Here is a 25,279-nt window from a genome sequence, read left to right on the forward strand (position 1 = left end):
CGTGAAATCGTTGTTGTTCAGCCATAACCACCACCTGCTTTCGGTGAAGGGATGTGAAGCCGGGCTTGATGTGCTGGCCTTCGAGGGCGATGAAGCCCTGAGCCAGCCGTTCCGCTACCGTATTGAATTCACCAGCGCAGACCATGCCATCAGCAAAGAGATGATGCTGATGAAGGCAGCCTCCCTGACGCTGCAGGCGCCGGTGGCTCAGGGCTTCGGCATCAATGTTCAGCAACCCGTGCGGGTGATCCAGGGCGTGGTGACGGGGTTTGAACGGCTCAGTACCTCCAGGGATGAAACGCACTACGCGCTGACGCTTCAGCCGCGCCTGGCGCTGCTTAACCGCTCGCACCAGAACGCCATTTACCAGGACCAGTCCGTTCCGCAGATTGTGGAAAAAATCCTCCGCGAGCGCCACGGCCTGCGCGGTCAGGATTTTCTGTTCTCGCTGACAAAAACGTATCCGCGCCGCGAGCAGGTGATGCAGTACGGCGAGGATGACCTGCGCTTTATCACCCGGCTGCTGGGTGAGGTGGGGATCTGGTTTCGCTTTACCGCCGACACGCGGCTGCACATCGACGTCGCTGAGTTCTGCGACAGTCAGCAGGGCTATGAGAAGGGGCTGACGTTGCCTTCGGTCCCGCCGTCAGGGCAGCAGTCGGCCGGGGTGGACGCGGTGTGGGAGATGGCATGCCGCCACCGCGTCGTGGAGCAGCAGGTCAGTACCCGCGACTACAACTACCGCGAGGCGACGGCGGACATGAACGCGCAGGTGGATGTCACCCGCGGGGAGACCACCACCTTTGGTGAGGCTTACCACTGGGGAGATAACTACCTGACCGCGGGGAATGTCCATGACCGCCATCCGGCGCCGGAGTCCGGGGCGTTTTACGCCCGGCTTCGCCATGAGCGTTATCTTAACGGCCAGACCCGGATGCAGGCCACCACCAGCTGCCCGACGCTCTGCCCGGGACAGGTGTTGACGGTCATCGGCGGAGAGGAGGTGGCCAGGGAGTTTGCTGAGGGCGTGCTCGTCACGGCGATGCACAGCCACGCCCGGCGCGATGCGGATTTTGCGGTGGAGTTTGCCGGCATACCGGACAGCCCGGACGTCGGCTACCGGCCTGAGCCCGGCGCGCGTCCGGTGATGGCCGGGACGCTGCCGGCCCGCGTGACCAGCACCCGGGAAAACGACACCTACGGGCATATCGACAAACACGGACGCTACCGGGTGAATATGCTGTTTGACCGGGCGCGCTGGGAAACCGGGTTCGAGAGCCTGTGGGTCCGCCAGTCGCGGCCGTATGCCGGAGACACCTACGGCCTGCACCTGCCGCTGCTGGCGGGGACGGAGGTGGCGATTGGCTTTGAGGATGGTAACCCCGACCGGCCGTATATCGCGGGCGTGCTGCACGACTCGGCGCACGGCGACCACGTCACCATTCGCAATGACAAACGTAACGTCCTGCGCACCCCGGCCAACAACAAAATCCGCCTCGACGACGAGCGCGGGAAAGAGCATATCAAGCTCTCGACGGAGTACGGCGGCAAGAGCCAGCTGAACCTCGGCCATCTCGTGGATGCTGAAAAGCAGCCGCGCGGCGAAGGCTTTGAGCTGAGAACCGACAGTTGGGGCGCTATCCGGGCACAGAAGGGTATTTTTATCAGCGCGGACGGACAGGCGCAGGCTCAGGGGCAGGTGCTGGATATGGAGCCGGCGGTCAGCAATCTGGCCGAAGCCCGGGAGCAGATGATGTCCATCTCCGGTGACGCGCAGAAGGCGACCGCGAACCCGGCCGATCTCCAGGCGCAAATTACCCTGCTGGAGCAGCAGCTGACAGACCTCAAAAAATCGGTACTGCTGGTCAGCGCGCCGGAGGGGATAGCGCTGACCAGCGGGGAGCATTTGCAGGTCTCAGCCGGGCATAACCTGATTGCCACAGCCGGAAAGAATGCAGACGTCAGCGTGGTGAAAAATCTGTTCATCGGGGTGGGCAGTGCGCTGAGCGTGTTTGTGCGAAAGCTTGGGATCAGGCTGATAGCGAACCAGGGACCGGTACAGATGCAGGCGCAGAATGACCTGATGGCGTTGCTTGCCCGGAAGGAAATCAGCATTGTCAGCACGGAAGACAGTATCGAAATTATTGCGAAAAAACGGGTCACGATAAACGGCGGGGGAAGTTATATCACGCTCAATGCCAGTGGCATTGAATCAGCGACGGCAGGTGAGTACAGAACAAGGGCCGGGTATTACGTCAGGCGGGAAAAAGCGCAGCATAAGCCTGACATTGCACCTTTAGCTAATGCGATAAATGACGGCAGCCATAATATTCGCTACCTGTGTACAGATGATAATGGGGTGCCGATGATGAATACTCCTTACAGGGCCTTTCTGGCTGATGGCTCGGTATTAGAGGGTGTCAGTGATGGCGAGGGGTATACGAAGTTGTTTACTTCTGCACAGATACAGGATGTTCTGCTGCATATGATACCGGAGGCCATCAATGCCTAAATATAATATTTATACAAAGATTGAATCGAATGTTTCAGCAGTCGACCTTTTTTACGATCTGAATGTTTACAGAACTGATGCCAGTAATAAAAAACATATACTACTGTCAGTGGCGCAACAACCAGTAACATCAAATTATCAAACTCAGTCCCATGAAACGAATGACACAGAGGATGGGTTATCTGTAATCTACATAATGGAAATGAACTTATATCGCAAGCACGGAGGTAAGTTGTTTTCTGTGCTTTCCTCGCCTGCGAAAAAGATGTACACACTTGGTGAAATGGCATCAGGGCAAGCATATTCTAAAAATAAGCGTGAAAATGTTTGTTATTTTGAGACAAAGGCGCAGACAAAACCGGTTAATGATAAGGGTGAGGATAATATACATACTGTGCAGATTACCTGTCAGAAAAGAGCGTTTATTGCAAAAGAGTATCCTGTAGGTAGTCCTGATGATCCCTTCGATAAAAATAAGATAGAACATCAGATCCTTTCGAGGATGAATCGCAGTAGTTATCCAAATCAAGGGGATACTAGTTTGTGTGGGCCAGCATCATTTTTTTATTGCCTGTTAATGGATAGACCTGATATTTATAAACAAGCAGTTAATGAGCTTTGGTTGTATGGGAAAACTAAAATAGGTGCGTTAAATATAGTTCCAAGCAATAGTTGTCGGCATCCTATGGGGGCTTTCTATGATGCTTATGGAGAACGAGTGAAGGGGATCGATTGGATAACCCTCGCTTCTTTAAGGGACTCCGAAAATTCCATTATGAGTTATGACGAAATTGATGACCAGGCTTCAGGGATAACATTATGGGGAGCGCTTACTGAATGGTTTGTAAGTGCTGGTTATCAAAAAGAGTTTAGTAATGTCGGGCTATCGCACGTAAATCTGAAAGAACTAAGTACCCTCAATGAGTATATTAGAAAAGGTTGTCGAGTTGTTACTTTGATATCAGCTGGTATACTTGATGGATTTGACTCCACTGTCACGGCTAAGAATCATTGGATTGTTTGGGATGGACCTATAACCACACAGTATGGTGAGGTCATTTCATTAACGACTAAGGAAAATGAGTTAGTTCAATTGAAATTATTCTCTTGGGGTAAGGTAAAAAATCAGATTAAGAGGCATCTTGCTCTTTCAGATGTAATGGGAAGCATTTTTGGAGGGGTGGTGTTTAAATCACTAGAATAGTTTTATGAAAAAATATCTAATCTGTTTGTTTGTTTTTTTAGCATCCTGCTCTTCAGGTAAAATAGAGTTTTATCCAAGTGGGGGGCGGTTGAAAAATGCCAAGATAGGGACGTTTTATCAGCAAGGTTTGGTTATGAGATTTCAGGGGAGTGGAGAGGTTATTTCTTTTATTTCAAGTAATTTTAGAGCAAAATTAACTCCTGATAATTCCGGTCTGGATATAGAACCAAGCTTTATGGGGAATGAAAAAAATGACTTTAACAAAGGTAGCAGCCCTAACGAACTTGTAATAAGTGGAGTGCCCAGAATAAAAGGTGTGATAACCGTTGAAATAGTTGCAAAAACATATGTATCTATGTATTCAAAATCACAGGTGTTTACTAAAAAATATCAAATAAATGTTGATTGAATTTATTTTAGATCATGTCTTTAATGATATTAAAGTAGACAATGTGGTCGCCGGTATTACAATTTGGAGGGGTGATATCGAGTGGTTTTAAAAGAGTGGGTATGTCAAGGTGGGCACAAGTAACACCAGGTTTTTTTACCGTAATCCTAAAAGCCTGACGAAATAATCGAAAGATCTTATCCCTGGTAATTTAGAGATGGAGTTTTTTGAAAATTGAGGAAGGAATTTAATCTGGATAATCACTAACGAAACGAGTTTAGAAGAGCTTGTCTCGCTGAGACTTTTTTCATGGGGTGAAGTTAAAGATAACTCGCTTCGAGTATCATTAAAATTAGGAGAATTTCTAAACCATACTTTTGGGGGGATGGTATTTACAAAAATATCATGATTAAAAATGAATCACTATCTAAGAGCTTTTGTAATTTCTTTCTTTCTAACTGGCTGTGGCAATCACCTTGTATTTGAGCCTAATAAGTTACCAGGTGGATATATAGATCAGGAATATTATGTTCCAATCACCATCTCTGGAGGTACAGGACCAGTTGTTGATCTGAGTTATGAAATTCACCCATCAAATTCTGGATTGAAATTAGTATTTTCTGAAAAAAAATATTACACAAAATATGTATATAATAACTTTACTATAGAAGGTAAGCCTCAGTTGCAAGGGATTGTAACAATTAATATTAGGGGCGGGGTTGTTGCTAGTGCGGGGCAATATTTTGAAAAACAATATGAGATTAATATTCAGAAATAAACAGGTAATAACATCTTGGAAGGCCTGCTGAGAGCGTGCGGGCGATAGCTGACGGTACCGTCATTTCACTCCGCAAAAGCTCAGACAAGCGCGACCTAGCACCATTCAACATCAACGCCGATAAACCCAATACAAAGGGGAGTAATGATGGTTATGTGCTCATAAAGCATGAAACCGAGATCGGTAGCGGTGATGAAGGAAAAGTGGCTTTCTATTCCTTATACATGCATCTGAAGTCGCTGGCTGAAACTGTTAAAGCCGGTGATAAAGTTTACCGTAAGGATCCTATAGGCCTTCCAGGCATGGTTGATGGAGTGAATGCTTTCCATTTCCAGATTTTCTGCGATGATGACAACATCAGCAAGCTAACGGGCAGGAAAACAGGAGAGCTGGATATTTCGAAGAATGGCCGCACCGATGCGGTTTATGGTGATATTCACTTTTATCTGCCACCGCAGACAAAGTTTTATGACAAGGCTCCAGCAGATAACAGCATTTCTACCACCGGACTTTCTGAACTATATACCAGCAATGTGCCTCTGTATGCCAGCATGACTCTGGCCCAAGGCAAGTGCACGATGGTTACTCGTCAGAAAAATACGCAGACTGACGGAAAATATGATCTGCTGGGTGAACCACTGGTTAATGCAGATGGTGATGACTACGAATACAATCTCTATAAAACCGCGATGCGGAATTATAAGGAGAGCCCAAGTGCCGGGTTTGAATTACTTCGCTTTGGGCGAGTGATCAACACGGACCATGAAACACTGGTACCGGCAGACGCACCATTATGGATGACAGTCAATTACCCGGGTGGTAAAGGGGTGATCAACCTTGCTGATTCCAGTATTAAAAAGTTTAGTGACGCTGATTTCCCTCACTGGACGGGCTGGCAGATGGTAGATGACGATAGTGATAGCAACAGCCAGTGTAATTCAGCTATTATCAAGAAACTTCACGAAGTTGGTGACTTCGATAACCAGTGCGGGAAGCTAATCTGTCATTTCCCATTTGAATGGGAAAAAAGTACGATCGACATCCGTTTTTCGTGGCTGAAAACGGGAAATGAAGAGCATGAACCGATGACGGAAGCCGATTATGCAAAGTTTAAATCCCATGCGGAAGCACTATGCTTTGATTCTGGAGCGTTGAGTTCTGACCGGTTGTGGCATTTTGAGCCAAAATCATTTATTCGACATTTCAGGAAATGTAGTTGGCTCGACTCTGAAGTAATTGAAAAAGTAATGACGGCGAATGCTAGTAAAAAAAATAAAAATGCACTTGAAGGTATTAAAAATATTACATTAGAGTACTATGCGGACATAAATACAATCATGCGAAAGTATAACTTATCTGATGCAAATAGAATTTGTCATTTTTTAGGGCAGGGTGCAGTTGAATCAGGTTATTTATTGTCCATGCAAGAAACTAGCCAGCAACAAATTATTGTTGATGGTGTTCAGCAAGGTGGTGTGATTGTTGAAGCATCAACATTTAATGAAACTACTAAGCTAGGTCATTGGTACGGAGCTCTTAAAGCCGAGAAGGATAACTATTTCTCCGGGAAAAAATACAATTCCCGTGGAGGGTATATCACAGGATCCTATAGCTGGATTAACGGTAACTGTGGAGATGTAGATGCACAAAAATTCAGAGGTAGAGGGTTTAAAATGCTAACTGGACTTAACACATATTCAAGCTACTGGGTATATCGAGGTTGGTTGTCAAAAAATGACTTTGATAAATATTGGTGGGATGACCCGGAGTACAAGAAAAAAATTCAGCCGGTATGAAGAAAAAACCACCAAAAATAGGAAACCCTCAGAAAGTGACAGAAAATGCATATAACTGTATTGATACAGGTGGTTTTTTTATAGTTTGTTTTAAGTCTAAAGTTCTCAAAATTATGGATGAGGACAAAATTGGGAAATCTGATGATGACAGCATTATTTTGAAAGTAACTAAAAATATAAATGGTGCAGATAAAGGAATTGCAGAAAGGAAAATAGCTACTAAAAAAGCAAAAGAGATGATTGATGATGAAGTTTAAAACTAATTCATTTTTGTTTATGATGCTTTGTGCTACTGCTCTTAATTCTTGGGCTGGATATTACAACACAATTGATATCGATGGTGTAAGCATCCATTTAGATAAGGATAAAGCTGGATATGTAAATGTTCACGATGATCAATTAAATACGGATTACTCATGCAAAATAGAAAATTGGAATGATTCATTAATCTCTGGTGCTGGAGGTATTTCTCTAACTAGTGATCATTTAGGCGTGCTTTTAGCATCAGGAAATAAATATCTTGATGTTAAGGAGCTTATAGATTGCAAAGGACAGTCAATTCGAATTCATTCTATTCATTACTTTAATAATTCAATTTCTTCTATTATAGATGTTAATTTTGAAAAAAAATTAGTTCTGGCATTAGTTGTGATTGATGCTCACTTTAGGTCATATCAGGCGATAGTATCTAAGTTTAATGGGAATAAAAACCTTTTGTCAGGCAAAGGTTTTTGGAGTAATTCCTCATCTGAGCCAGATCAGAATAGCTTGTTTTACCCTGGTGGTTCAATATATCTAGGGAAAATATCTGTCAATGGAGAATATATTGCGCCAAACGATTTGGATTGTGCGGTTGATTCATTCCCAGGTGTGTGGGATATAGCAAGAAAAATGAAAATTATATTCCCAAGAGATAAAGATGATGCTGTAATTGACAGTAAATGCCGACAGCTTTTCTCGGGAGAGAAAACACTTGATGAATTGGGGGGGGAGCTTATCAATATGAAATGATGCTTTTTCAAATGGCTATTTACTATCAGCGCAAAAAATTTTCTCGTGAATCATTAGCAATTGATCCCAATCATACTTTCTCATGAGGATAAGCATGGATTATCAACCCTCAGTAAAATCAATAATTTTTTCGGATTTGATAGCAAAACTAAATCTGTGAAAGATGAAGGTGGCGGTCGATGAAAAATTTTATAGCTATAAGTATGTTACTGTTGTTGTCATTGAGAGTGATAGCAGGTGATCCCGGAGGAATATCCTTACTTGTAAAGACATTGCCTTCTGCAAATGATTATAAATATGTCCTTGATGGCTTTTTTAGAAATTATTACGGTGTGGACAATCCTCACACTCCTTCGTGCGATCAAAATGATTATACCCCTTATATTGATAACGTATATTTGAATACGCTCCCAAAAGGTATTGATGACAATATACTAATAAAATCCATAACAGATTTATCATCCAGAACTCAGATTGCCAAAATATTATCATCTTACTCTGATGATCAAGTTTCTGGTTTCGATGGAGTTCTTTTTTATGCAATGAAAGATAATAAGTTATTTATTTATACGTTCGACTCAAAAGCCCCTGGGCATATCTTTACGAATGAGTTGAATGTTGATGGAATTATTAGCTATAAGCTTTTAGGAAGGTCCATTTGCCAGTCTATAAGATCAAAGATACTCCCTTCCAGTCCTTAATGATATTGAGGTCAGTAGCTTTGTTTAGATACTTTTCATTAATCATATGTATGCTGTGTTTTTCAAGTGCCATTGCTGGGGAAATGTTCTCTGTAAGTATCCCGCTTAACCTTTGATCTCCTCCCTGAAAACAGTGTCAGGCTAAACTGAAGTCTCCGGTCTTTCTTCCATCTCACAGAGAGGCACATCGCCATGAAAAAGACCCGCTATACCGAAGAACAGATAGCATTTGCGCTGAAACAGGCCGCAACCGGCACTCGGGTGGAGGAAGTCTGCAGAAAGATGGGCATTTCTGAAGCCACATTTTACAACTGGAAGAAAAAGTTTGGCGGCATGGGCGTGACAAAACTGCGCCGCCTGCGCCAGCTTGAGGAAGAGAATCAGCGTCTGAAACGTCTGGTGGCTGATTTAAGTCTGGACAAGGTGATGCTGCAGGAAGTTATCAAAAAAAGTTCTGAGGCCGGCTCAGAAGCGTCAGGCGGTGCATTTTCTGCGGGAGGCTTACCGTATCAGTGTCCGACGGGGATGCGGACTGCTGATGCAGAGCAGAACCGTTTACCACTGGCAGAGCCGGCGGGATGATCGGGCGATAACCCTGCGTATCCGGGAAATAGCGGAAACCCGGATCCGCTACGGTTGCCCGCGTATTCATATTCAGCTGCGGCGGGAAGGCTGGCCTGTTAACCACAAGAAAACACACCGGATTTACTGTCTGGAAGGCCTCAACCTGCGCAAAAAGCGCCCCCGCAGGCATGTCAGTGCAGCACATCGTCAGCAACGTCCGGTCCTGAGCGGAGTCGATCAGTGCTGGAGTATGGATTTCGTGTCGGATAACCTGTTTAACGGACGACGTTTCCGGGCGCTGACTGTAGTGGATAATTTTAGTCGGGAGTGTGTGGCGATCCATGCCGGAAAGTCGCTGAAAGGTGAGGATGTGGTCGGTGTGATGGAAAGGTTGCGGGTGCTGGGCAAGCGCCTGCCGGTACGTATTCAGACAGATAACGGCAGCGAGTTTATCTCGAAAAGTCTGGATAAATGGGCGTATCAGCACGGTGTTACAATGGACTTCTCCCGCCCCGGAAAACCAACGGATAACCCGTTTATTGAATCATTGAACGGCAGTCTGCGGGATGAATGCCTGAACATTCACTGGTTTCTCTCGCTGGAAGATGCGCAGGACAAACTCGACAACTGGCGCAGGGAATATAATCATGAGAGAACGCATTCATCATTAAATGACATGACTCCGGCTGAATTCATCCGAAATCTCCGGAAAGACGAAGATCTCTGATTTAGCACTGCACTGATTTTGGGCCAGGGTCAGGTTCTATGTACCTAATTCATATTATTCTTATGCACAAAAAATAATAAATTCGGGCTCGAGAGAAGCAGCGATTTCTAATATTGCAGAGTTGCGTGAAAGCCTTGGAGCCAATCTACTCTCGAAAGAGGATGGAAGAACAAGGTGATAAAAAAAATTTAATACTGGAGGTGATGTGAAGTATTATTATGTTTTAGCATTGTTACTTGGTTACAGCTCATGTGTACTGGCAGAAGAGTGTATGGATAACTCAAATATAGATTCTCTAAGACAGGTTTTTAAAAAAATAATAAGAAGTTGTTGATTGAAATGTCTTCAAAAGAAATGTGGCGTTATGTTGAAAGTGATTTACTTATCAAAAATAAATACAGTACACATTGTCAATGTATCTGAGGTTTACTATGGCTGGGGAGTGGACAAAAAATCAAAGTATCCTGTTAACACATCGGCAGTTTTCCCAAATGAAAAAGTGTGTGTATGGAATGTATCTTTTGCTCTACCAGAGTCTATTAGAAAAAATGTGATGATGATGGTGCTTATGGGTATTTTATTGAATTTAAGAAAGTTAATGGGAAAACAGTTCTATATAACTTTACCTCTTTGTTTGATTCTCTTCCCGACGGAACTTTGGCTTGCAAAGCTGCCAATAAATTTATGCTGCAAAAATAGCTTGTGAGTATTGATGTAAGCATCTTGCTCTAAATTAAAGGTGTTGTTGATTAATCATTATTCAGCGCTCTTGCTGCTTTTTAGGTTGTGTTGCATATTATTTTGTAGCCAATAAACTCTATTTTTACTAAAAATCCAATCTTTTCTACAAAGCGGGAAGGTAATTCTGGTAAGCATTTACTGGTGATGAAAAAGGAAATCAACCAGAATAATACTGCAGAGTATTTATCTGTAAAACAGGTGACAAAGGGTAAGGATGATTGCATTTCAAATGATTATATTATTGACTGTGAAATGGATATTAATCTGAATGGGGGGGTAAAAGAATCAGTTGAAATAAACAGTAGCTTTACCAATGACGAAGGCACTGTTTTATTTGCTTATAAATTGGATGTATTGGTGGGATAGACCCAGTTACTGTCAACTATTTCGCGTATAAAATGGATTGAAATATGCACTACGAGGGGAAGAGAATATCATGGTTGAAAACGGTAGGTGGGGTGGAGAAAACCCTCCGATTCCTGATTATAATTAAAAAAGACAAGTCTCTGTTAAATTACATGCTGAAAAAAATGGAAGGCCACTTCAACGACAAAAGTAAACTAGCACGTTGATTTCTGTTTTTTACCAAAAAGGATGGTCGTATGTTTAAGTGTGAGTTTGCTAATGAAAGAAATATAATGTGGTGAGTTTTTGTTTCGCCTGCATATCGAGCTAATTTAGCCATCCTGTAATATGAGGAAATTAATGCCATATACACTTAAACATTTGCCAGAACGCTACCCCAGACCTAAACCTCTGAAATTTTCTCGTTGGCTTGTTGCTCTGGTTGTCATGCTTTCAGTCAGTATTATCATAATGCGTATATTTGGGCATTATGTTGAAAATCTGTACTTCTGGAGATTAGCTTTAGGTTTTCCTGTTGCTTTGTGGAGTGTCTTGCTTTCTTCTCGTCTGCTTGTTTGGTCTTTACAGGATAGCAAAGCAAACGCTTTTGACAAACAGCGAGAACAGTGGATTCTTCGAGAAACCCGTAAGGCACGGCGTGCATTACAAGTGCTGAGTGCAACATTTATTACCGGCCACTCATCAGTTGCTCAGAAAGATACCGCTATTGCTATGCAAAATAACGACAGCATTATTGTTTCACAGGTCGGCCGGGATGGTAATGAAAGCGCCAGAATGAGCCAAATTTCTTCCAGCCCGCAGGATTCTATGGAATTCGTGATAATGAATATTTTTTCGCAGATGATTGCAGACATTCCTTTTACACAAATCCCTGATAAATGCCCACTAGTAGTAGTTTTTGATGTAACAACATCGCTGCCTTTGGAGAACATTCGCCATTACTGGGATGAGGCATGGCAAAAGAACAATATCACTTTTCCTGTTGAACACGTTGAAGGGCGTGGTCTTAGTGTAATTGACCGCTGGTTAAATGAACGTATTAAAGATAAAGCAATGTTATTGATCGTTGGCCTCCAGATTGATCCGGTTGTTACAAACAATACTGCTGAAGCGGCTGTTGCTCTACTTCTTGGCAACCGCCTAACGCAAGAGGCGCTTGACCCCCTCGCATTACTACACCGGCCAGATGCTGCTCCCTCAGGTGAACTTAGCGAAGGGATGAGGATGGCCGCCTGGAACGTCCCGCTAAAAGAAAGTATGGTGAAAAATTTATGGCTCGCTGGAATGACAGGTGAGCAACGTGCAGAAGCGATTGGATGTCAGAATGCACATCCTGCGCAGTGCGTAAAAGATGAGGCTGTCATTTCACTCGATATATCCATGGGGAATGCTGGAGCCGCTGCACCCTGGCTGGCTATTGCTGCCGCCACTGAAATCGCCCGACAAACACAATCCCCGCAGATGATTATCTGCGGGGATACCACTCAGAAAGTGCTATGGAGCACGCTTATTACCCCGATAGCTTCAAGACAGGAGATGGATCTGTGAAGTTACTTTTAGCACCGAAAACTACGGAAGGTCGCTATCTTTCAGTCGTATTCATTCTCTTTTTACTCTTGGCTGCAATGACATTTATCGTCTGGAAACATCCTGACATGGCCGGACTTGAGGGCGATAGTCAGCAGCAGAATTACTGGCTTATTGGTGGGTGCTGCATTACCGGATGTATCTTTATCATGTTAGTTATGCTCCTGTGGACAGCTCGCAGTGCCGGTAAAAAGGAGTTTGAGGCGCTCCTGGATGTCACTCGTGGTGATGACAATAAGAGAAAAGATGAGAGTGAAAACATCTCTGTTTCTCCAGCAGTGGTGATGTGTGCCAGGATTCGTGACCATCTGCGAACCCGAATTGGAATTCACTGGCGGCGCAAAGTCCGCCTGCTTTTAGTCACCGGCGACGAGGCGGCAATCGAACAACTGGTGCCTGGCCTGCGTCAGCAGCACTGGCTTGAAGGCAACCGCACCGTGCTGATTTACGGCGGCAGCCTTGCATCGGAGCCTGACCGAGAAAAATACATCGCGCTGCGCAAGCTGCGCCGCGGTCGTCCTCTGGATGGGATTGTGCGGGTGATGCCGTCGTCTCTCACCCTGACGCCGCAGATAAGCGAGAGCGACCTGCGCGGGCTGGAAAAAATCAGCGAACTGCTGGGCTATGCCGCCCCGGTCTGGTTATGGAAACTGTGCGACAGTGAGTGGCCGCAGGCTGACCGCGCGGTGCAGGCGGTAGGGGTTAGCTTCCCGTTGCGCGCCACTGAGGAAGATGTCGCCCGTCAGCTTGCGCAGATGTTGCCCACGCTACGGGAGCAGGGGATGCACCAGATCGCAGCGGATACCCGCCACGACTTCCTGCTGCGTCTGGGGCAGCAGCTTATCGACGGGGAGATCGCACAATGGCGCCGGCAGCTGGCGCCGTGGCTGACCGCCTCGCGGCAGCGGCTTGCGCTGCGAGGCCTGATGTTTAGCCTGCCAGAGCCTCGTACCGTAGATCCGTATCAGGAGACGGATACCTCGCCTGCGGGCCAGCCTCATCTCCTGACGCTGCCCGTCACCTGGCAGGGGATCGTCGATGACTGCCGCCGTTTACGCGGGCATCACGTGGGAATGGCGTGGGAGCGGGGCCTGGCGTGCGGTCTGCTGGCCATCCTCGGCCTGTGGGCGGCGGGACTGCTGCTCTCCTTTGCCCTCAATTACAGTCAGATTGCTTCGGTAGCGGGAAAAGCCCGCGACCTGGTGGCCCACCCCTCCGTTTCTGACTATCAACTGACGGCCCTCCATGCCCTGCGCAATGAGGCCGGCCGTCTCGTGCACGATGGGCAGAAGGGGGCGCCCTGGTATCGGCGCTTTGGTCTGGACCATCATCAGCAACTATTAAACGCCGTCCTACCCTGGTACGGTGTGGCAAATCATCGCCTGATACGTGACCCGGCCAATGCCGCGTTGCAGCAGGCGCTCAACGCGCTGGTCAACTCCGCCCCCAATAGCGACCAACGAGCCAGGCTGGCGAAACCGGGCTATGACCAGCTGAAAGCCTGGCTGATGATGGCTCGTCCGGATAAAGCCGATGGCGCATTTTTTGCGCAGACCATGAAAACGGTCCAGCCGACGCGAATGGGGATCTCGACCGGTCTGTGGCAAAGTCTGGCGCCGGATTTGTGGGCCTTTTATCTCTCCCTGCTGCCCGAGCGGCCAGAGTGGAAGATCATCCCGGATGCGCAACGGGTGAGTCAGAGCCGTCAGGTTCTGTTGCAGCAGCTAGGTCGCCGCAATGCCGAAAGCACCTTATATGAGAACATGCTCAAATCCGTGCGTCGTAATTTTGCCGATGTATCGCTGGAAGACATGACCAGTGGCACCGATGCGCGCCGGCTGTTTACCACCGATGAAGTGGTCCCGGGGATGTTTACCCGCCAGGCATGGGAAGGCGGCATTCAGCAGGCCATTGATAAGGCAGCCAGCTCACGCCGGGAGGAAATCGACTGGGTGCTGAGCGATTCGCGCAAAACGATGTCGACAGACCTGTCGCCGGAGGCGCTGAAAGCGCGTCTGACCCGACGCTACTTCACCGATTTCGCCGGCAGCTGGCTGAATTTTCTCAACAGTCTGCGACTTAATCCGGCGACCAATATCGCCGATGTTACCGACCAGCTCACGCTGATAAGCGATGTCCGCCAGTCGCCGCTGATTGCCCTGATGAATACCCTTGCCTGGCAGGGGCAGGCGGGGCAACAAAGGGAGGGGCTGTCGGACAGCCTTATTAAATCGGCCAAAGATCTGGTGGGCGGGAAAGACAAGCCGGTCATCGACCAGTCGGCAGCCGGCCCGCAGGGGCCTCTGGATGACACGTTCGGCCCACTGCTCCAGCTGATGGGGAAAAACACGGGCAGCAACGTCATGTCGGCCGATAGCACCCTGAGCCTGCAAACCTATCTGACCCGTATCACCCGCGTGCGCCTGCGCCTGCAGCAGGTTGCGAATGCCTCCGATCCGCAGGAAATGATGCAGGTCCTGGCGCAGACCGTCTTCCAGGGGAAAAGCGTCGACCTGACCGACACGCAACAGTACGGTAGCCTGATTTCGGCAAGCCTTGGCGAAGAGTGGAGTGGCTTCGGCAACACTCTGTTTGTGCAGCCGCTGACTCAGGCCTGGGAAACCGTGCTTCTGCCGTCGGCGGCCAGTCTGAATGATAAATGGCGCCGCTCGGTGGTCGCCAACTGGCACACCGCCTTTGACGGACGCTTTCCGTTTGCCGCCAGCAAAAGCGATGCCTCCCTGTCGATGCTGGCTGAGTTTGTGCGCAAAGACAGCGGGCGAATCGAACGTTTTCTCACGACGGAGCTGAACGGTGTCCTGCATAAAGAAGGCAGTCAATGGGTGCCGGATAAGGTCAACAGTCACGGCCTGGTCTTTAATCCGGCCTTTCTGCGCGCGATCAACCAGCTAAGCCAGCTGTCCGACATTCTTTTCACCGACGGCAGCCAGGGGATCAGCTTTGAGTTACAGGCCAGGCCTGCCCCGGAGGTTGTCGAGACACAGCTGACGATAGACGGCCAAAAGCTGCGCTATTTCAATCAGATGGCCGACTGGCAGACTTTCCGCTGGCCGGGGGAGACGTATAAACCCGGCACTCTGCTTACCTGGACCACCGTCAATGCGGGCACGCGTCTGTTCGGTGACTACAGCGGTACCTGGGGCTTTATTCGCTGGCTGGAGCAGGGTAAACGCCATCCGCTGGATCGCAGCCAGTGGATGATGAGCTTCTCCGCTCCGGATGGCCGCACCCTGCAGTGGGTATTGCGCTCCCAGCTTGGGAGCGGCCCGCTGGCGCTTCTGGCGCTGCGCGGATTGACCCTGCCGGATCAGATTTTCACTGTCGATGCGGCTGAGAGCGCACAGGCTCTGACGACGGGGGTAGGGAATAGTGACATGGATGAGATGGAATAATGAGCATTTTACAAAATTTGGTTGCCGCCAGTCAGTTGGATGAAAGCGCACTGCGCCAGCAGGCCCGGTCACGCCAGGCGCAGTGGCAGTCCTGGCTTGCGCCAGTCAGTGACGCCCAACCAACCGGGGACGATCCGGGCTATGACGATGATTTTCAGCGTATCCGCGAGGAGGTCAATAAGATCTCCGGTGTCGATACCGTACTGATTTGCCAGTTGGCTGGACAGTTACTGGCAACAACAAAAGATATCCGGATTGTTACCTATTACTGCTGGGCCCGTTTGCACCAGGACGGGGAAGCTGGCTTGGCCGATGGGCTGGAGCTGCTGGCAGGCTTGCTGCAACGATATGGTATGCAGCTTTATCCGCAGCGCGACCGTAGCCGCAAAGCAGCCCTCGAGTGGCTGGCGGGTACTCGTATCTTAGACAGTCTTTCACTTTTTCCAGAAGTTGTGCGGGAGGACGCAAGGCGTACCGTCGGCGCGCTGCTTCTCATTGATGATTGTCTGACGACAGAACCAGAAACATCACGGCCAGATCTGCAAGCACTCTGGGGTGCTCTGGAGTCTCGTTTGATAAAGGGCGGGGGAGTCGATGCGGTGGTGCCGCAGAACGTCGGAAACCGGGGGCTGGCTCAAACCGCTTCACGCATGGCTGAATACGAAGCGCCGGTTCTCAGTAACATCACCTCCGGTCAGGATCTGCTGGCCCAGGCGCGAACCCTGACAGCATATCTGCGTGTTCAACCCGATGGCTGGCTTGCCGCACATCGGCTAATGAAAAGCCTTCGTCATGACACCTTGACAATCATCCCTGCGCCTGATGCTGAAGGAAAAACACGTATCGAGCCTCCCAGAGCAGATCAGCATGCCATGCTCAAGCGGCTGTACCTGCAACAGAGCTGGTCGGAGATACTGGAACAGGCGGACAGTACCTTCTCACGTGGCGCTAACCACCTCTGGCTTGACCTGCAATGGTATATCCATCAGGCGCTGGTGAGGTCGGGTCAGGATGTGCTGGCCGATATTATAATTGCCGATCTGAAAGGATTGCTGCGCCGTCTCACCGGGCTTGAAACATTAGCTTTTAACGACGGCACACCCTTTGCCGATGAGGTCACGCTGAACTGGATAAATCAGAGTGTACTCGACGATATGTCCGTCTGGCAGGATGAGCCAGTATCGGCTGCCAGCGGCGCTGATAACGACATTCTGGCCCTTGAACCTGAAGCGCTCGAGAAGGCTGACACTGACGGTCTCGATGCTGCACTCCACTGGATTCAGACGCGCCCGGGCACTGAATCCACTAAAGAAAAATGGCTGTTGCGCCTGCTGATGGCCCGCGTGGCCGAACAAAAGGGGAAGAATGACCTCGCGCTCTATCTTCTGCGAGAACTCGACGATGCGGCGGGATCAATCACCCTCACGCAGTGGATCCCAGCCCTGTTGTTCGAGATTAAATCGCGACGGCTCAGGCTACTGCGCATGAAAGCCACGCGCAGCGAGAGTGAAAAGTTACGATTGCAACCGGAGATGGATCAATTGCTGGCAGGTCTGATTGCGCTCGATCCAGCCAGTAGCGCGGTGCTTTGCGGCTAACAGAACGGAAACTGACACTAAGGAGAACATATGGCAGCAAAAGGTTTTTATCTGGTACAGGGAGACAGAACGACCTGCGGCGGAAGAATCACTACAGGCGCAGAAGATCACACTCTGTTTGATAAACCTGTTGCCCGGGAGCAGGACAGCGTCACTTGCGGAAAGCACGCAGGGCTATACAAGATTGCCGGTGGCATCGACAACGATACCATTCATGGCCGGCGAATGGCCGGAACCCTCGACAGCTGTAGTACTTGCCCCTGTAAGGCGAAGTTTATTCCATCAATGATGAATGATACTTATGAGAAAGGAGGTGAATGCATAACTACTTTATTTTCACTCGATGGGCTTATGGCATCTTTACAGGAACCCTATAAGAATCTTCATCCAGAAAATAAGACTGAACGACAGTGTACTCACACAGATGGGGCGATTAAAGTTGCAGAATATATACTAAGTGAAATAAAGGCGAATGTCAGAAGCGATACGGCAGAAACAATACGATATTTAATCGACGAAGATTTTATAATAAAAAGACTTACTGAATGGAATAAACTTCCCTTTTATGCAAGGCTGGGGCCGCCCCCTAAAGCAGATTTACTTGCTGCAATGGCTATTTGGTATCAGACCGTGAAAACAGGTTCAATCTGGGATCATAAACCGAAGATCCGCGATTTTTTTTCATCCGTTGCAGTAGCACGACCACTTCCCAGGAAAGGAAAATCATCAAAGTCTTATTATCATAAGTTTAAACAGCATGATTATTTTTATGATGTTTGGTCAAACATACATTATGGTTATGTTGGACGTAGTGTCGGTTTTTCTGAAGCAATTCTCTTGAAAGGGTCCACTTGGGAACAAAACATGACGCCAGGTGCCATGGGGGATGATACCATGGATGACATTACTAGCATGAAAATAGGGTTTAATCTATTTTATGAACATGGGAAATTTGCTGAGACGTTGACGGCAGATAATATTCTTTGCGTTTTAGAAACAACACCTGGCGCGCACCTTCCTCACTCAAGAGAAAATCATTGGTGCTGGAATACAGATAATCCAGAAAAAAGTGACGAATCATTTTGAAAAAAACAAAAACGTTAACGGGTATTGCATTATTTATAGCGGTGTTAGTCCTTGTCGCTCATTTTATTCCGATAAGGCCAGTCGTTGTTATTATAAATAACACTAACGAAACTATATTCGTATATGCAGGTGAGAGTATATATAATGTCGAACCTGAGCCTGACGAAGTCGCGCGTATAGTACGATCAAAGCCTGAAATTATAGCACCTGGAAAAAGAGTTAAGATTAAAGCTTCGTTTACATCTCTGATTAGGAAAGATGCAGCGCTCGACATTGGTTGGAGGGTTGGTGGTCAATACGAATATAACGCTGCAGGTAGCGGTGGTCAAAATTTTATTCTTTCTTCAAAAGAGGGCGTGTGCTACGCATCGATTTATATAAAAGATGATTTTTTTAAGGGCGCGATTAAAAATGGTTCAAGCAATAAATGTTTAAAAAAAATAAAGGCATTTAATTATAAGTATTAATTCAGGTGTTATAAAGGTTATTTTTTTAGTTGCCAGTTTCAAAATCTGATGATTGAAAGGAAATCAATATTAATTTATGGACGATTTAACCTTGCGTTATTACGACGCTGAAATGCGCTACCTGCTGGAAGCGGGTGAAGAGTTTGCCCGCGCTCATCCTGATCAGGCGGCAATGCTCAATCTCGACAAAGCGGGCGCCCGCGACCCCTTTGTCGAGCGCCTGTTTGAAGGTTTTGCCTTCCTGATGGGCCGCATGCGCGAGAAACTCGATGACGATCTGCCTGAGCTGACCGAAGGCGTGGTCAGTCTGCTGTGGCCACATTATTTACGTACCATTCCCTCGATGTCGGTCGTGGAGTTCACCCCCGACTGGCCGGAAATGAAAGAGCCGATGACGATGGCCAAAGGCTTTGAAGTGCTTTCCCGGCCGATCGGTGAAAAGGGCACGCGCTGCCGGTACACCACCACCAAAGCGATCGCTCTGCAGCCGTTATCCCTGGAGCGCGTCCAGCTGGCCACCGATACGGATGGCCGGTCGGTGATCACGCTGCGCTTTACCTGCAGCCAGCTGACGGACTGGCGCCGGGTCGATCTCAGTCATATCCCGCTCTACTGCAACGCCGATGCGCCGCTGGCCTGCGCCATGCACGAGGCCTTTACCCTCAATGTGGCCCGGATGTGGCTGCACATGCCCGATGAGGTGGACAGAAGGCCGCTGGACGGGTATTTCAGCGCGCTGGGATTTGGCGAGGATGACGGCCTCTGGCCTGAAGATGGCCGCAGTTTTCGCGGTTACCAGCTGCTGCTGGAGTATTTTACCTTCCGCGAAAAGTTCATGTTCATCGATCTGCGCGGGCTGGAGACGGTGGCTTTTCCGGCCGGACTGGCGTGGTTTGAAATCGACGTCGTGCTGGCGGAACGCTGGGAACATGACTTCCGCTTCAGCGAAAAGCAGCTGCGCCTGCACTGCGTGCCAGTGCTCAACCTGTTTCCGCTGGAGTCCGATCCGCTGACCATCAATTCCCTGCAGACCGAATACCCGCTGCGCCCGATGCGCGTGCAGGACGGCCACACCGAAATTTACACCGTCGATTCCGTGATCTCCTCACACCAGCAGGTTTACGCGCCGTTCTCAAGTTTTCGCCACAAAGGCGGCATGATGCGTCATGACGCGGCGGACTATTACTATCATACCCGGGTGCGCCGTGGCCCCTCCGGGCTGTACAACACCTGGCTTATCGTCGGCGGAGAAGCCTTTGATAATCATACCGTACCGGAAGATGAAAGCCTGTCGCTGACCCTCACCGGAACCAACGGCCAGCTGCCGCGTCGCGCGCTGCAGAGCACCGTGCTCGATACGGTGATGAAAACCACTTCCGCCAGTATTGCAGTGCGTAACCTCTGCGCGCCGACGCTGCCGTGCTATCCCCCCGCCCAGGACCGTTTTCACTGGCGGGTGCTGAGCCATCTGGGCAGCAGTTTTCTTTCCCTGATGGATAACGCGGAGGTCCTGCGCGGCACCCTGGCGCTGTATGAATGGACCGACAGCGAGATGAATCGTCGGCGTCTGGAAGCCATCCTCGACGTGAAGCACCGCGCAACAGAGCGCTTTGCACAGGGCCATCTGGTGCGCGGCGTACAGATTGAAGTCACCCTCGACAGTCACGGCTTTGCCGGACGAGGCGATATATGCCTGTTTGGCGAGATGCTTAGCCGCTTCTTCGCGCTCTACACCGACATCTACTTGTTCAACCGCCTGATTATCATTCTGCAACCAACCGGAGAACGACTGGAATGGGAAGAGAAGCACAGCCGCCGCATTCCCGGCTGACCCCGCGACTGGAGGCCGACCTGCCGCGGATCAATTTTTACCGCTTCTGCCAGCTTCTGGAAAAACGGCGTCCCGGCCAACCGCTGATGGGGGGAACCAGCCATCCGGCTGACGATCCGGTGCGTTTTTACCCGCATCCGGGAATGGGATTTCCCGCCAGCGAACTGAAAGCCGTGGAATACGATGAGGCCGATGACAGCAGGCCGCCGGTCATTCGCACCACCTTTATGGGGTTGTACGGTGTCGATTCGCCGCTCCCGACGGCATATCTCGATGATATCGCCCAGCACAGGGAAGGGCATGAAGCGCTGCAGGGCTTACTGGATATCTTCAGCCACCGGATCATGACGCAGTTTTACCGCATCTGGCGGAAATACTCCTGGCCCGCCACCTTTGAGCCCGGCGGCACCGATCGTCTCTCGCAGTCGCTACTGGGCCTGGCGGGGCTGGGCATCCCCGGCACGACGCAGCATATCGCCTCGCCGGCGTCGCGCTTTCTGGCGCTAACCGGCGTGCTGCGTCAGCCGGGCAAAACCCAGCAGGGGATCCAGGCGCTGGTCACCCTGCTGGCCCCGGAGACCACCGTCAGGGTGAGCCCGTACAGCCTGCGTCCGGTGGCGATCAGCCAGCCGCTGGGGTTTTACGGCGATGACGACTTCTTCCTGGACGGCAATACGCCGCTGGGTGACGAAGCGATGGATGCCAGCAGCCAGCTCCTCGTCGCCCTTACCACCGACAATCCCGCGGAGGCGCAGGGCTGGAAGCCTGACGGCCCGCTGTTTCGGGACTTTCTCATCCTGCTGCGGGTATACCTCGGCTGGCGATTCCGGGCCAACATCACCCTGACCGCGCCGACCCGACTGCTGGCTGTCCCGCCGCTGGGGGACGAGCCGTTCTGGCTCGGTATGAACGGCGTGCTGGGCGTGGGTGAGGGCGAGAGTGAGGACGATATTCCTCAGACCTTTACCACCGAGCTGGGTACCTATACGGGCCTGCAGCCTGCCACCTTTCTACAAGGAAACCGACGTGTTACGTATAAGTTTGACTAAAACCGCCTGTCTGCTGCCCCTGCTTGCGCTTTGCCTGAGCGGATGCGGACTCACCCAGCGCGTCTCGGAGGGAACAAAGTCTGCCTTCAACGCCGTTTTTTATAAGAAAATTGATACGCTGCATCTGGACTTTACCGCGCGCGAAGCGCTCAACACCGATGCCAGAGAGAATCACTCGCTCTCTGAACCGGTGGTGGTGCGCATCTATCAGCTTAAAGATCGCCAGACCTTTGACCGGCTGGTTTACCAGCAGCTGCTGGAGGAGGGGGATATTCTGCTCGCCGCCGATCTCCTCGCCAGTCGCGATGTGGTGATCGGTCCCGGAGGGGACGCCAGTCTCAATATGCCGCTGGAAGCGGAGGCGACGTTCGTGGCGGTTGTCGGCCTGTTCCGCCATCCGGACACACAAAGAAATACCTGGAAGCAGGTGCTGGCGCGTGAGGAATTGGATCCGGACAAGCCGCGCATTTTCACCGCCGAACACAACCAGCTACGGCTCAGGCCTGAAGCGGCGAAGTAACGTAAAAAAAACAAACATTTGCGGCGGGGCCATCGCGCCAGTTCGCCCTCAACCTTCGTAACCAGCGAACGGGCGATAACCATCTTCATCCAGCCCAACCGGTTTCATCACAGCACAGGGAGATAACGTGACAGCGAGGGAACGTTTTTTTAAGAAACTGCAGCAACAGCAAAATCCGCGGCGGACAGCGGCCCTCGACGGGTCGGCCGCCGCGGATATCGCCAGGTTTCGTCAGCAGATGGCGGCGCTGGCACAGCAGATAAGTCAGTGGTTTGATGGAACCGGTATTGAGGTGGTGATTTCGACCCGCCATCTCCACGACCTGAGTACCCTTGGCTACAGCCTCAACAGCGGCATCTGCCGCTACGATATCCCGGCCATTCGTCTGCAAAACGGCGAGCGCAGCGTCAATATCGTGCCGCAGCAGCTGTTGGATGGCGTGGAAAAGGGGATCGTGACCCTGAGTCTTGAGGCGCCCGACGGCGCGGGCTCCCGGGAGGTGTTTTATCTGAGCCTGGCCCCGGAGGAGGGCTGGATGATCCGCAAGGCGCACCAGTCCCCGGAAGCGCGGCTTATGCTTACCGAAGATCGCTTTTTTATGGCGGTCGACAGCCTGGCCTGAAGATCCCTGACAGGCGATGACGTCCCCGCGGCGGCGGTGCAAAGCGCGCATCGCCGCCCTGAGGTATCAGGCGCCAAACGCTCCGTCGATGGTGTGCATGGCGCCAGTGACAAACGATGCCTCCGGACCGGCCAGCCACGCCACCATTCCCGCCACCTCTTCCGGACGGCCATGGCGCTTAATGGCCATAAAGCTGTGCATCAGCTCTTTCATCGGGCCGTTCTCCGGGTTGGCGTCGGTATCAATTGGGCCGGGCTGGACGACGTTGACCGTGATGCCGCGCGGGCCAAAATCCCGCGCCAGGCCGCGCGCCAGCCCCTGCAGGGCCGATTTGCTGAGCGCATAGGCCGCCATTCCCGGCACTGGCATGCGATCGCCATTGACTGAGCCGATGACAATAATGCGCCCGCCTTCCGGCATGCGGCGCGCCGCTTCGACGGAGGCATGGTAGGGGGCGTGAATATTGATGCGGAACAGGCGATCGATGGCATCGCTGTCCTGCTCGAGAGCGTCACCGAAAAGCGCGATCCCGGCATTGACCACTAACACGTCCAGCGGGCCGCTGTCGCGGACCAGGCTTATCACCGCATCGCGATCGGCGCTGTCCGCCTGCACCGCCGTGCTGCCGGTCTCTGCCGCCAGCCGCTCGGCCGCTTCCGGCGAACCGGAATAGCTAAACACCACCGACGCGCCATCGGCGACAAAACGCCTGACGATCGCCGCGCCAATTCCCCGACTCCCGCCTAAAACCAGCACTGATTTGTTGTGAAACGCTGTCATATCCCGCACCTCATGATATTGTAGTGATGATTACAATATGCTGCGGCTAAACAAGCTGTCAAGGATTAATATAGTGACCACTACAAAACAAGGGCGTACTCCGGGACGTCCCCGCCAGTTTGATGCGGAACAGGCCATTGAAACGGCGCAACGCCTCTTCCACGCGCGAGGCTACGACGCGGTGAGCGTGGCCGATCTGACCCAGGCTTTCGGCATCAACCCCCCGAGCTTTTATGCCGCTTTTGGCAGTAAGCTCGGGCTGTATACCCGCGTCCTGCAGCGCTACAGCCAGACCGGGGCCATTCCCATCGATGCCCTGCTGCGAGACGACCAGCCGGTGGCGGCGTCGCTCATCGCCGTACTGCAGGAGGCGGCTCGCCGCTATGTGGCCGATCCGGCCGCCGCCGGCTGCCTGGTGCTGGAGGGGGTACATTGTCAGGATGCTGATGCCCGGGTGGCGGCAGGCGAATGGCATGCTGCGGCAAGAGCCAAAATCCAGCAGTATATCGCCCGCCATCGCCCGCAGGACGCGCTGCGGGTGACTGACTATATGGATACGTTGATGCTTGGCCTGTCGGCGAAAGCGCGGGAAGGGGATAGTCTGCCGCGTCTTCTGGAGACCGTGCGGCTGGCAGGCCTGGCGCTGGAGCGCATCCTGCCAGCCTGAGTCGTCAGATGGTTTGTCCGCCCGACACCTCGATCCGCTGGGCGGTCACCCAGCGGTTATCGTCGCGTAGCAGGCTGGCGATCATCGGCCCAATATCCTCGGGAACGCCCACCCGTCCCAGCGCCGTCATGGCGGCAAACTGCGCGTTTACCTCTGCGTCGTCCCGCACCAGCCCACCGCCAAAATCGGTGGCGATAGCGCCGGGGGCGATGGTATTGACGGTGATGCCGCGCCCGCCCAGCTCGCGGGCCATGTACACGCTCAGCATCTCCACAGCCGCTTTGGCGGCGGCGTAGGCGGAGAAGCCAGGATAGGAGACGCGGGTCAGCCCGGAGGAAAAGTTAACGATCCGCCCGCCGTCTGCCAGCAGCGGCAGCAGGGTTTGTACGAGGAAAAATACCCCCTTAACGTGGACGTTAAACAGCCCGTCGAACTGCGCTTCGCGCGTTTCGGCCAGCGGGGCGAATTCGCCGTGCCCTGCGTTATTGATCAGGTGGTCGAAAGTGGCCCGCCCCCAGACGCTGGCCAGCGCGCTGCCGAGGCTGTCGGCGAAGGCCGGGAAGCTGGCGGTTTGCGCCATATCCAGCGGCAGGGCGATGGCCTTGCGGCCCAGGGCGCGGATGTCGGCGACCACCGCTTCCGCCTGTTCGAGACTGCCGCGGTAGGTGACGATGACATCCCCACCCTGGCGGGCGATATCCAGTGCGGTCTGACGGCCAAGGCCGCGGTTGGCGCCGGTAATAAGTGCAATCTTAGTCATGTTCGGTCCTCTCTGGTATGTGGAGTCCTTACAATAGGAGAGGCTCACCGGGCCGGGTTGCCCAATCCTTGTTATTTTTTGCCCATTTCTCTCCGTTCACTCCCTTTTGCC

23 protein-coding genes are annotated in these 25,279 nt (G+C 51.0%); 21 read left to right on the forward strand and 2 right to left on the reverse strand.

From position 1 onward, the window contains the following. The first annotated feature begins 1 nt into the window (after position 1). From KHQ23_RS00665 to KHQ23_RS00760, 20 genes are all read left to right on the forward strand, one after another. Positions 2-2,512: a type VI secretion system Vgr family protein gene (locus tag KHQ23_RS00665; RefSeq protein WP_074182940.1), complete on the forward strand. Its 2,511-nt coding sequence runs from the start codon at positions 2-4 to the stop codon at positions 2,510-2,512. After that, positions 2,505-3,716, forward strand: a complete 1,212-nt coding sequence (locus tag KHQ23_RS00670) for a hypothetical protein (protein WP_004190533.1) — start codon at positions 2,505-2,507, stop codon at positions 3,714-3,716. The genes KHQ23_RS00665 and KHQ23_RS00670 overlap by 8 nt, the downstream gene beginning before the upstream one ends. Positions 3,717-3,720: 4 nt before the next feature. Then, entirely contained in the window at positions 3,721-4,125 is a 405-nt protein-coding gene (locus tag KHQ23_RS00675) for a hypothetical protein (protein ID WP_179205989.1), read from the forward strand. 394 nt (positions 4,126-4,519) lie between these two features. Next, the gene (locus tag KHQ23_RS00680; protein WP_072001616.1) at positions 4,520-4,882 is read left to right on the forward strand and encodes a hypothetical protein; all 363 of its coding nucleotides are present in this window, start codon (positions 4,520-4,522) and stop codon (positions 4,880-4,882) included. Positions 4,883-4,917: 35 nt separating this feature from the next. After that, the gene (locus tag KHQ23_RS00685) at positions 4,918-6,678 is read left to right on the forward strand and encodes a M23 family metallopeptidase (protein WP_015958251.1); all 1,761 of its coding nucleotides are present in this window, start codon (positions 4,918-4,920) and stop codon (positions 6,676-6,678) included. Beyond that, positions 6,675-6,935: a hypothetical protein gene (locus KHQ23_RS26510; RefSeq protein ID WP_004190528.1), complete on the forward strand. Its 261-nt coding sequence runs from the start codon at positions 6,675-6,677 to the stop codon at positions 6,933-6,935. The genes KHQ23_RS00685 and KHQ23_RS26510 overlap by 4 nt, the downstream gene beginning before the upstream one ends. Further along, positions 6,922-7,689: a hypothetical protein gene (locus KHQ23_RS00695; RefSeq protein ID WP_015958252.1), complete on the forward strand. Its 768-nt coding sequence runs from the start codon at positions 6,922-6,924 to the stop codon at positions 7,687-7,689. Before KHQ23_RS26510 ends, KHQ23_RS00695 begins: the two co-directional genes overlap by 14 nt. A 179-nt stretch (positions 7,690-7,868) precedes the next feature. Further along, positions 7,869-8,390 (forward strand): hypothetical protein, encoded by a 522-nt coding sequence (locus tag KHQ23_RS00700; RefSeq protein ID WP_072032795.1) that lies wholly within the window; start codon positions 7,869-7,871, stop codon positions 8,388-8,390. Positions 8,391-8,582: 192 nt separating this feature from the next. Then, a protein-coding gene (locus tag KHQ23_RS00705; RefSeq protein ID WP_087652570.1) for an IS3 family transposase occupies positions 8,583-9,681 on the forward strand; the annotation gives its coding sequence in 2 pieces (ribosomal slippage) (positions 8,583-8,836 and positions 8,835-9,681; 1,101 coding nt in all). Positions 9,682-10,045: 364 nt separating this feature from the next. Continuing rightward, positions 10,046-10,387 (forward strand): maltose transporter permease, encoded by a 342-nt coding sequence (locus KHQ23_RS00710; protein WP_223364773.1) that lies wholly within the window; start codon positions 10,046-10,048, stop codon positions 10,385-10,387. Positions 10,388-10,566: 179 nt separating this feature from the next. Further along, positions 10,567-10,788 (forward strand): hypothetical protein, encoded by a 222-nt coding sequence (locus KHQ23_RS00715; protein ID WP_021469292.1) that lies wholly within the window; start codon positions 10,567-10,569, stop codon positions 10,786-10,788. A 339-nt stretch (positions 10,789-11,127) separates the two neighbouring features. Next, positions 11,128-12,336, forward strand: coding sequence for a hypothetical protein (locus KHQ23_RS00720; protein WP_004179566.1), 1,209 nt, complete (start codon positions 11,128-11,130; stop codon positions 12,334-12,336). Then, positions 12,333-15,788 (forward strand): ImcF-related family protein, encoded by a 3,456-nt coding sequence (locus KHQ23_RS00725; RefSeq protein WP_077254776.1) that lies wholly within the window; start codon positions 12,333-12,335, stop codon positions 15,786-15,788. The genes KHQ23_RS00720 and KHQ23_RS00725 overlap by 4 nt, the downstream gene beginning before the upstream one ends. Next, the gene (gene tssA, locus KHQ23_RS00730) at positions 15,788-17,386 is read left to right on the forward strand and encodes a type VI secretion system protein TssA (RefSeq protein WP_032434416.1); all 1,599 of its coding nucleotides are present in this window, start codon (positions 15,788-15,790) and stop codon (positions 17,384-17,386) included. The genes KHQ23_RS00725 and tssA overlap by 1 nt, the downstream gene beginning before the upstream one ends. A gap of 30 nt (positions 17,387-17,416) precedes the next feature. After that, positions 17,417-18,472, forward strand: a complete 1,056-nt coding sequence (locus tag KHQ23_RS00735; RefSeq protein WP_009486337.1) for a polymorphic toxin type 44 domain-containing protein — start codon at positions 17,417-17,419, stop codon at positions 18,470-18,472. Continuing rightward, positions 18,469-18,939 (forward strand): hypothetical protein, encoded by a 471-nt coding sequence (locus tag KHQ23_RS00740; protein ID WP_004190508.1) that lies wholly within the window; start codon positions 18,469-18,471, stop codon positions 18,937-18,939. Before KHQ23_RS00735 ends, KHQ23_RS00740 begins: the two co-directional genes overlap by 4 nt. 76 nt (positions 18,940-19,015) lie before the next feature. Continuing rightward, positions 19,016-20,770: a type VI secretion system baseplate subunit TssF gene (gene tssF / locus KHQ23_RS00745; RefSeq protein ID WP_032434417.1), complete on the forward strand. Its 1,755-nt coding sequence runs from the start codon at positions 19,016-19,018 to the stop codon at positions 20,768-20,770. Then, the gene (gene tssG / locus KHQ23_RS00750; RefSeq protein WP_004176418.1) at positions 20,734-21,819 is read left to right on the forward strand and encodes a type VI secretion system baseplate subunit TssG; all 1,086 of its coding nucleotides are present in this window, start codon (positions 20,734-20,736) and stop codon (positions 21,817-21,819) included. The genes tssF and tssG overlap by 37 nt, the downstream gene beginning before the upstream one ends. Beyond that, the gene (gene tssJ, locus KHQ23_RS00755) at positions 21,797-22,339 is read left to right on the forward strand and encodes a type VI secretion system lipoprotein TssJ (RefSeq protein WP_032434419.1); all 543 of its coding nucleotides are present in this window, start codon (positions 21,797-21,799) and stop codon (positions 22,337-22,339) included. The genes tssG and tssJ overlap by 23 nt, the downstream gene beginning before the upstream one ends. 127 nt (positions 22,340-22,466) lie before the next feature. Then, entirely contained in the window at positions 22,467-22,961 is a 495-nt protein-coding gene (locus tag KHQ23_RS00760) for a hypothetical protein (RefSeq protein ID WP_004179572.1), read from the forward strand. A 66-nt stretch (positions 22,962-23,027) separates the two neighbouring features. Here KHQ23_RS00760 and bdcA read toward each other — a convergent pair whose 3' ends face one another. Further along, positions 23,028-23,741, reverse strand: coding sequence for an SDR family oxidoreductase (bdcA, locus tag KHQ23_RS00765; protein WP_009309031.1), 714 nt, complete (start codon positions 23,739-23,741; stop codon positions 23,028-23,030). A 73-nt stretch (positions 23,742-23,814) separates the two neighbouring features. On the opposite strand from bdcA, the gene KHQ23_RS00770 reads away from it, so the two are divergent. Next, on the forward strand, positions 23,815-24,408 hold the full coding sequence (locus KHQ23_RS00770) for a TetR/AcrR family transcriptional regulator (protein ID WP_004179574.1): 594 nt from the start codon (positions 23,815-23,817) through the stop codon (positions 24,406-24,408). A 4-nt stretch (positions 24,409-24,412) separates the two neighbouring features. On the opposite strand, the gene KHQ23_RS00775 is transcribed toward KHQ23_RS00770, so the two are convergent. Beyond that, a complete protein-coding gene (locus tag KHQ23_RS00775; RefSeq protein ID WP_004151596.1) occupies positions 24,413-25,168 on the reverse strand; it encodes an SDR family NAD(P)-dependent oxidoreductase in 756 nt (251 codons plus the stop codon). Positions 25,169-25,279: the final 111 nt, after the last annotated feature.

This window comes from Klebsiella sp. 64 (genome assembly GCF_018223915.1).
Classification (GTDB): domain Bacteria; phylum Pseudomonadota; class Gammaproteobacteria; order Enterobacterales; family Enterobacteriaceae; genus Klebsiella; species Klebsiella pneumoniae.

Bases quoted from the DNA above. Each gene is read 5' to 3' on its own strand.
- KHQ23_RS00670 (WP_004190533.1), top strand. From the start codon at position 2,505: ATGCCTAAATATAATATTTATACAAAGATTGAATCGAATGTTTCAGCA.
- KHQ23_RS00675 (WP_179205989.1), top strand. From the start codon at position 3,721: ATGAAAAAATATCTAATCTGTTTGTTTGTTTTTTTAGCATCCTGCTCT.
- KHQ23_RS00680 (WP_072001616.1), top strand. From the start codon at position 4,520: ATGAATCACTATCTAAGAGCTTTTGTAATTTCTTTCTTTCTAACTGGC.
- KHQ23_RS26510 (WP_004190528.1), top strand. From the start codon at position 6,675: ATGAAGAAAAAACCACCAAAAATAGGAAACCCTCAGAAAGTGACAGAA.
- KHQ23_RS00695 (WP_015958252.1), top strand. From the start codon at position 6,922: ATGATGAAGTTTAAAACTAATTCATTTTTGTTTATGATGCTTTGTGCT.
- KHQ23_RS00700 (WP_072032795.1), top strand. From the start codon at position 7,869: ATGAAAAATTTTATAGCTATAAGTATGTTACTGTTGTTGTCATTGAGA.
- KHQ23_RS00710 (WP_223364773.1), top strand. From the start codon at position 10,046: ATGTTGAAAGTGATTTACTTATCAAAAATAAATACAGTACACATTGTC.
- KHQ23_RS00715 (WP_021469292.1), top strand. From the start codon at position 10,567: ATGAAAAAGGAAATCAACCAGAATAATACTGCAGAGTATTTATCTGTA.
- KHQ23_RS00720 (WP_004179566.1), top strand. From the start codon at position 11,128: ATGCCATATACACTTAAACATTTGCCAGAACGCTACCCCAGACCTAAA.
- tssA (WP_032434416.1), top strand. From the start codon at position 15,788: ATGAGCATTTTACAAAATTTGGTTGCCGCCAGTCAGTTGGATGAAAGC.
- KHQ23_RS00735 (WP_009486337.1), top strand. From the start codon at position 17,417: ATGGCAGCAAAAGGTTTTTATCTGGTACAGGGAGACAGAACGACCTGC.
- tssF (WP_032434417.1), top strand. From the start codon at position 19,016: ATGGACGATTTAACCTTGCGTTATTACGACGCTGAAATGCGCTACCTG.
- tssG (WP_004176418.1), top strand. From the start codon at position 20,734: ATGGGAAGAGAAGCACAGCCGCCGCATTCCCGGCTGACCCCGCGACTG.
- bdcA (WP_009309031.1), bottom strand. From the start codon at position 23,741: ATGACAGCGTTTCACAACAAATCAGTGCTGGTTTTAGGCGGGAGTCGG.
- KHQ23_RS00775 (WP_004151596.1), bottom strand. From the start codon at position 25,168: ATGACTAAGATTGCACTTATTACCGGCGCCAACCGCGGCCTTGGCCGT.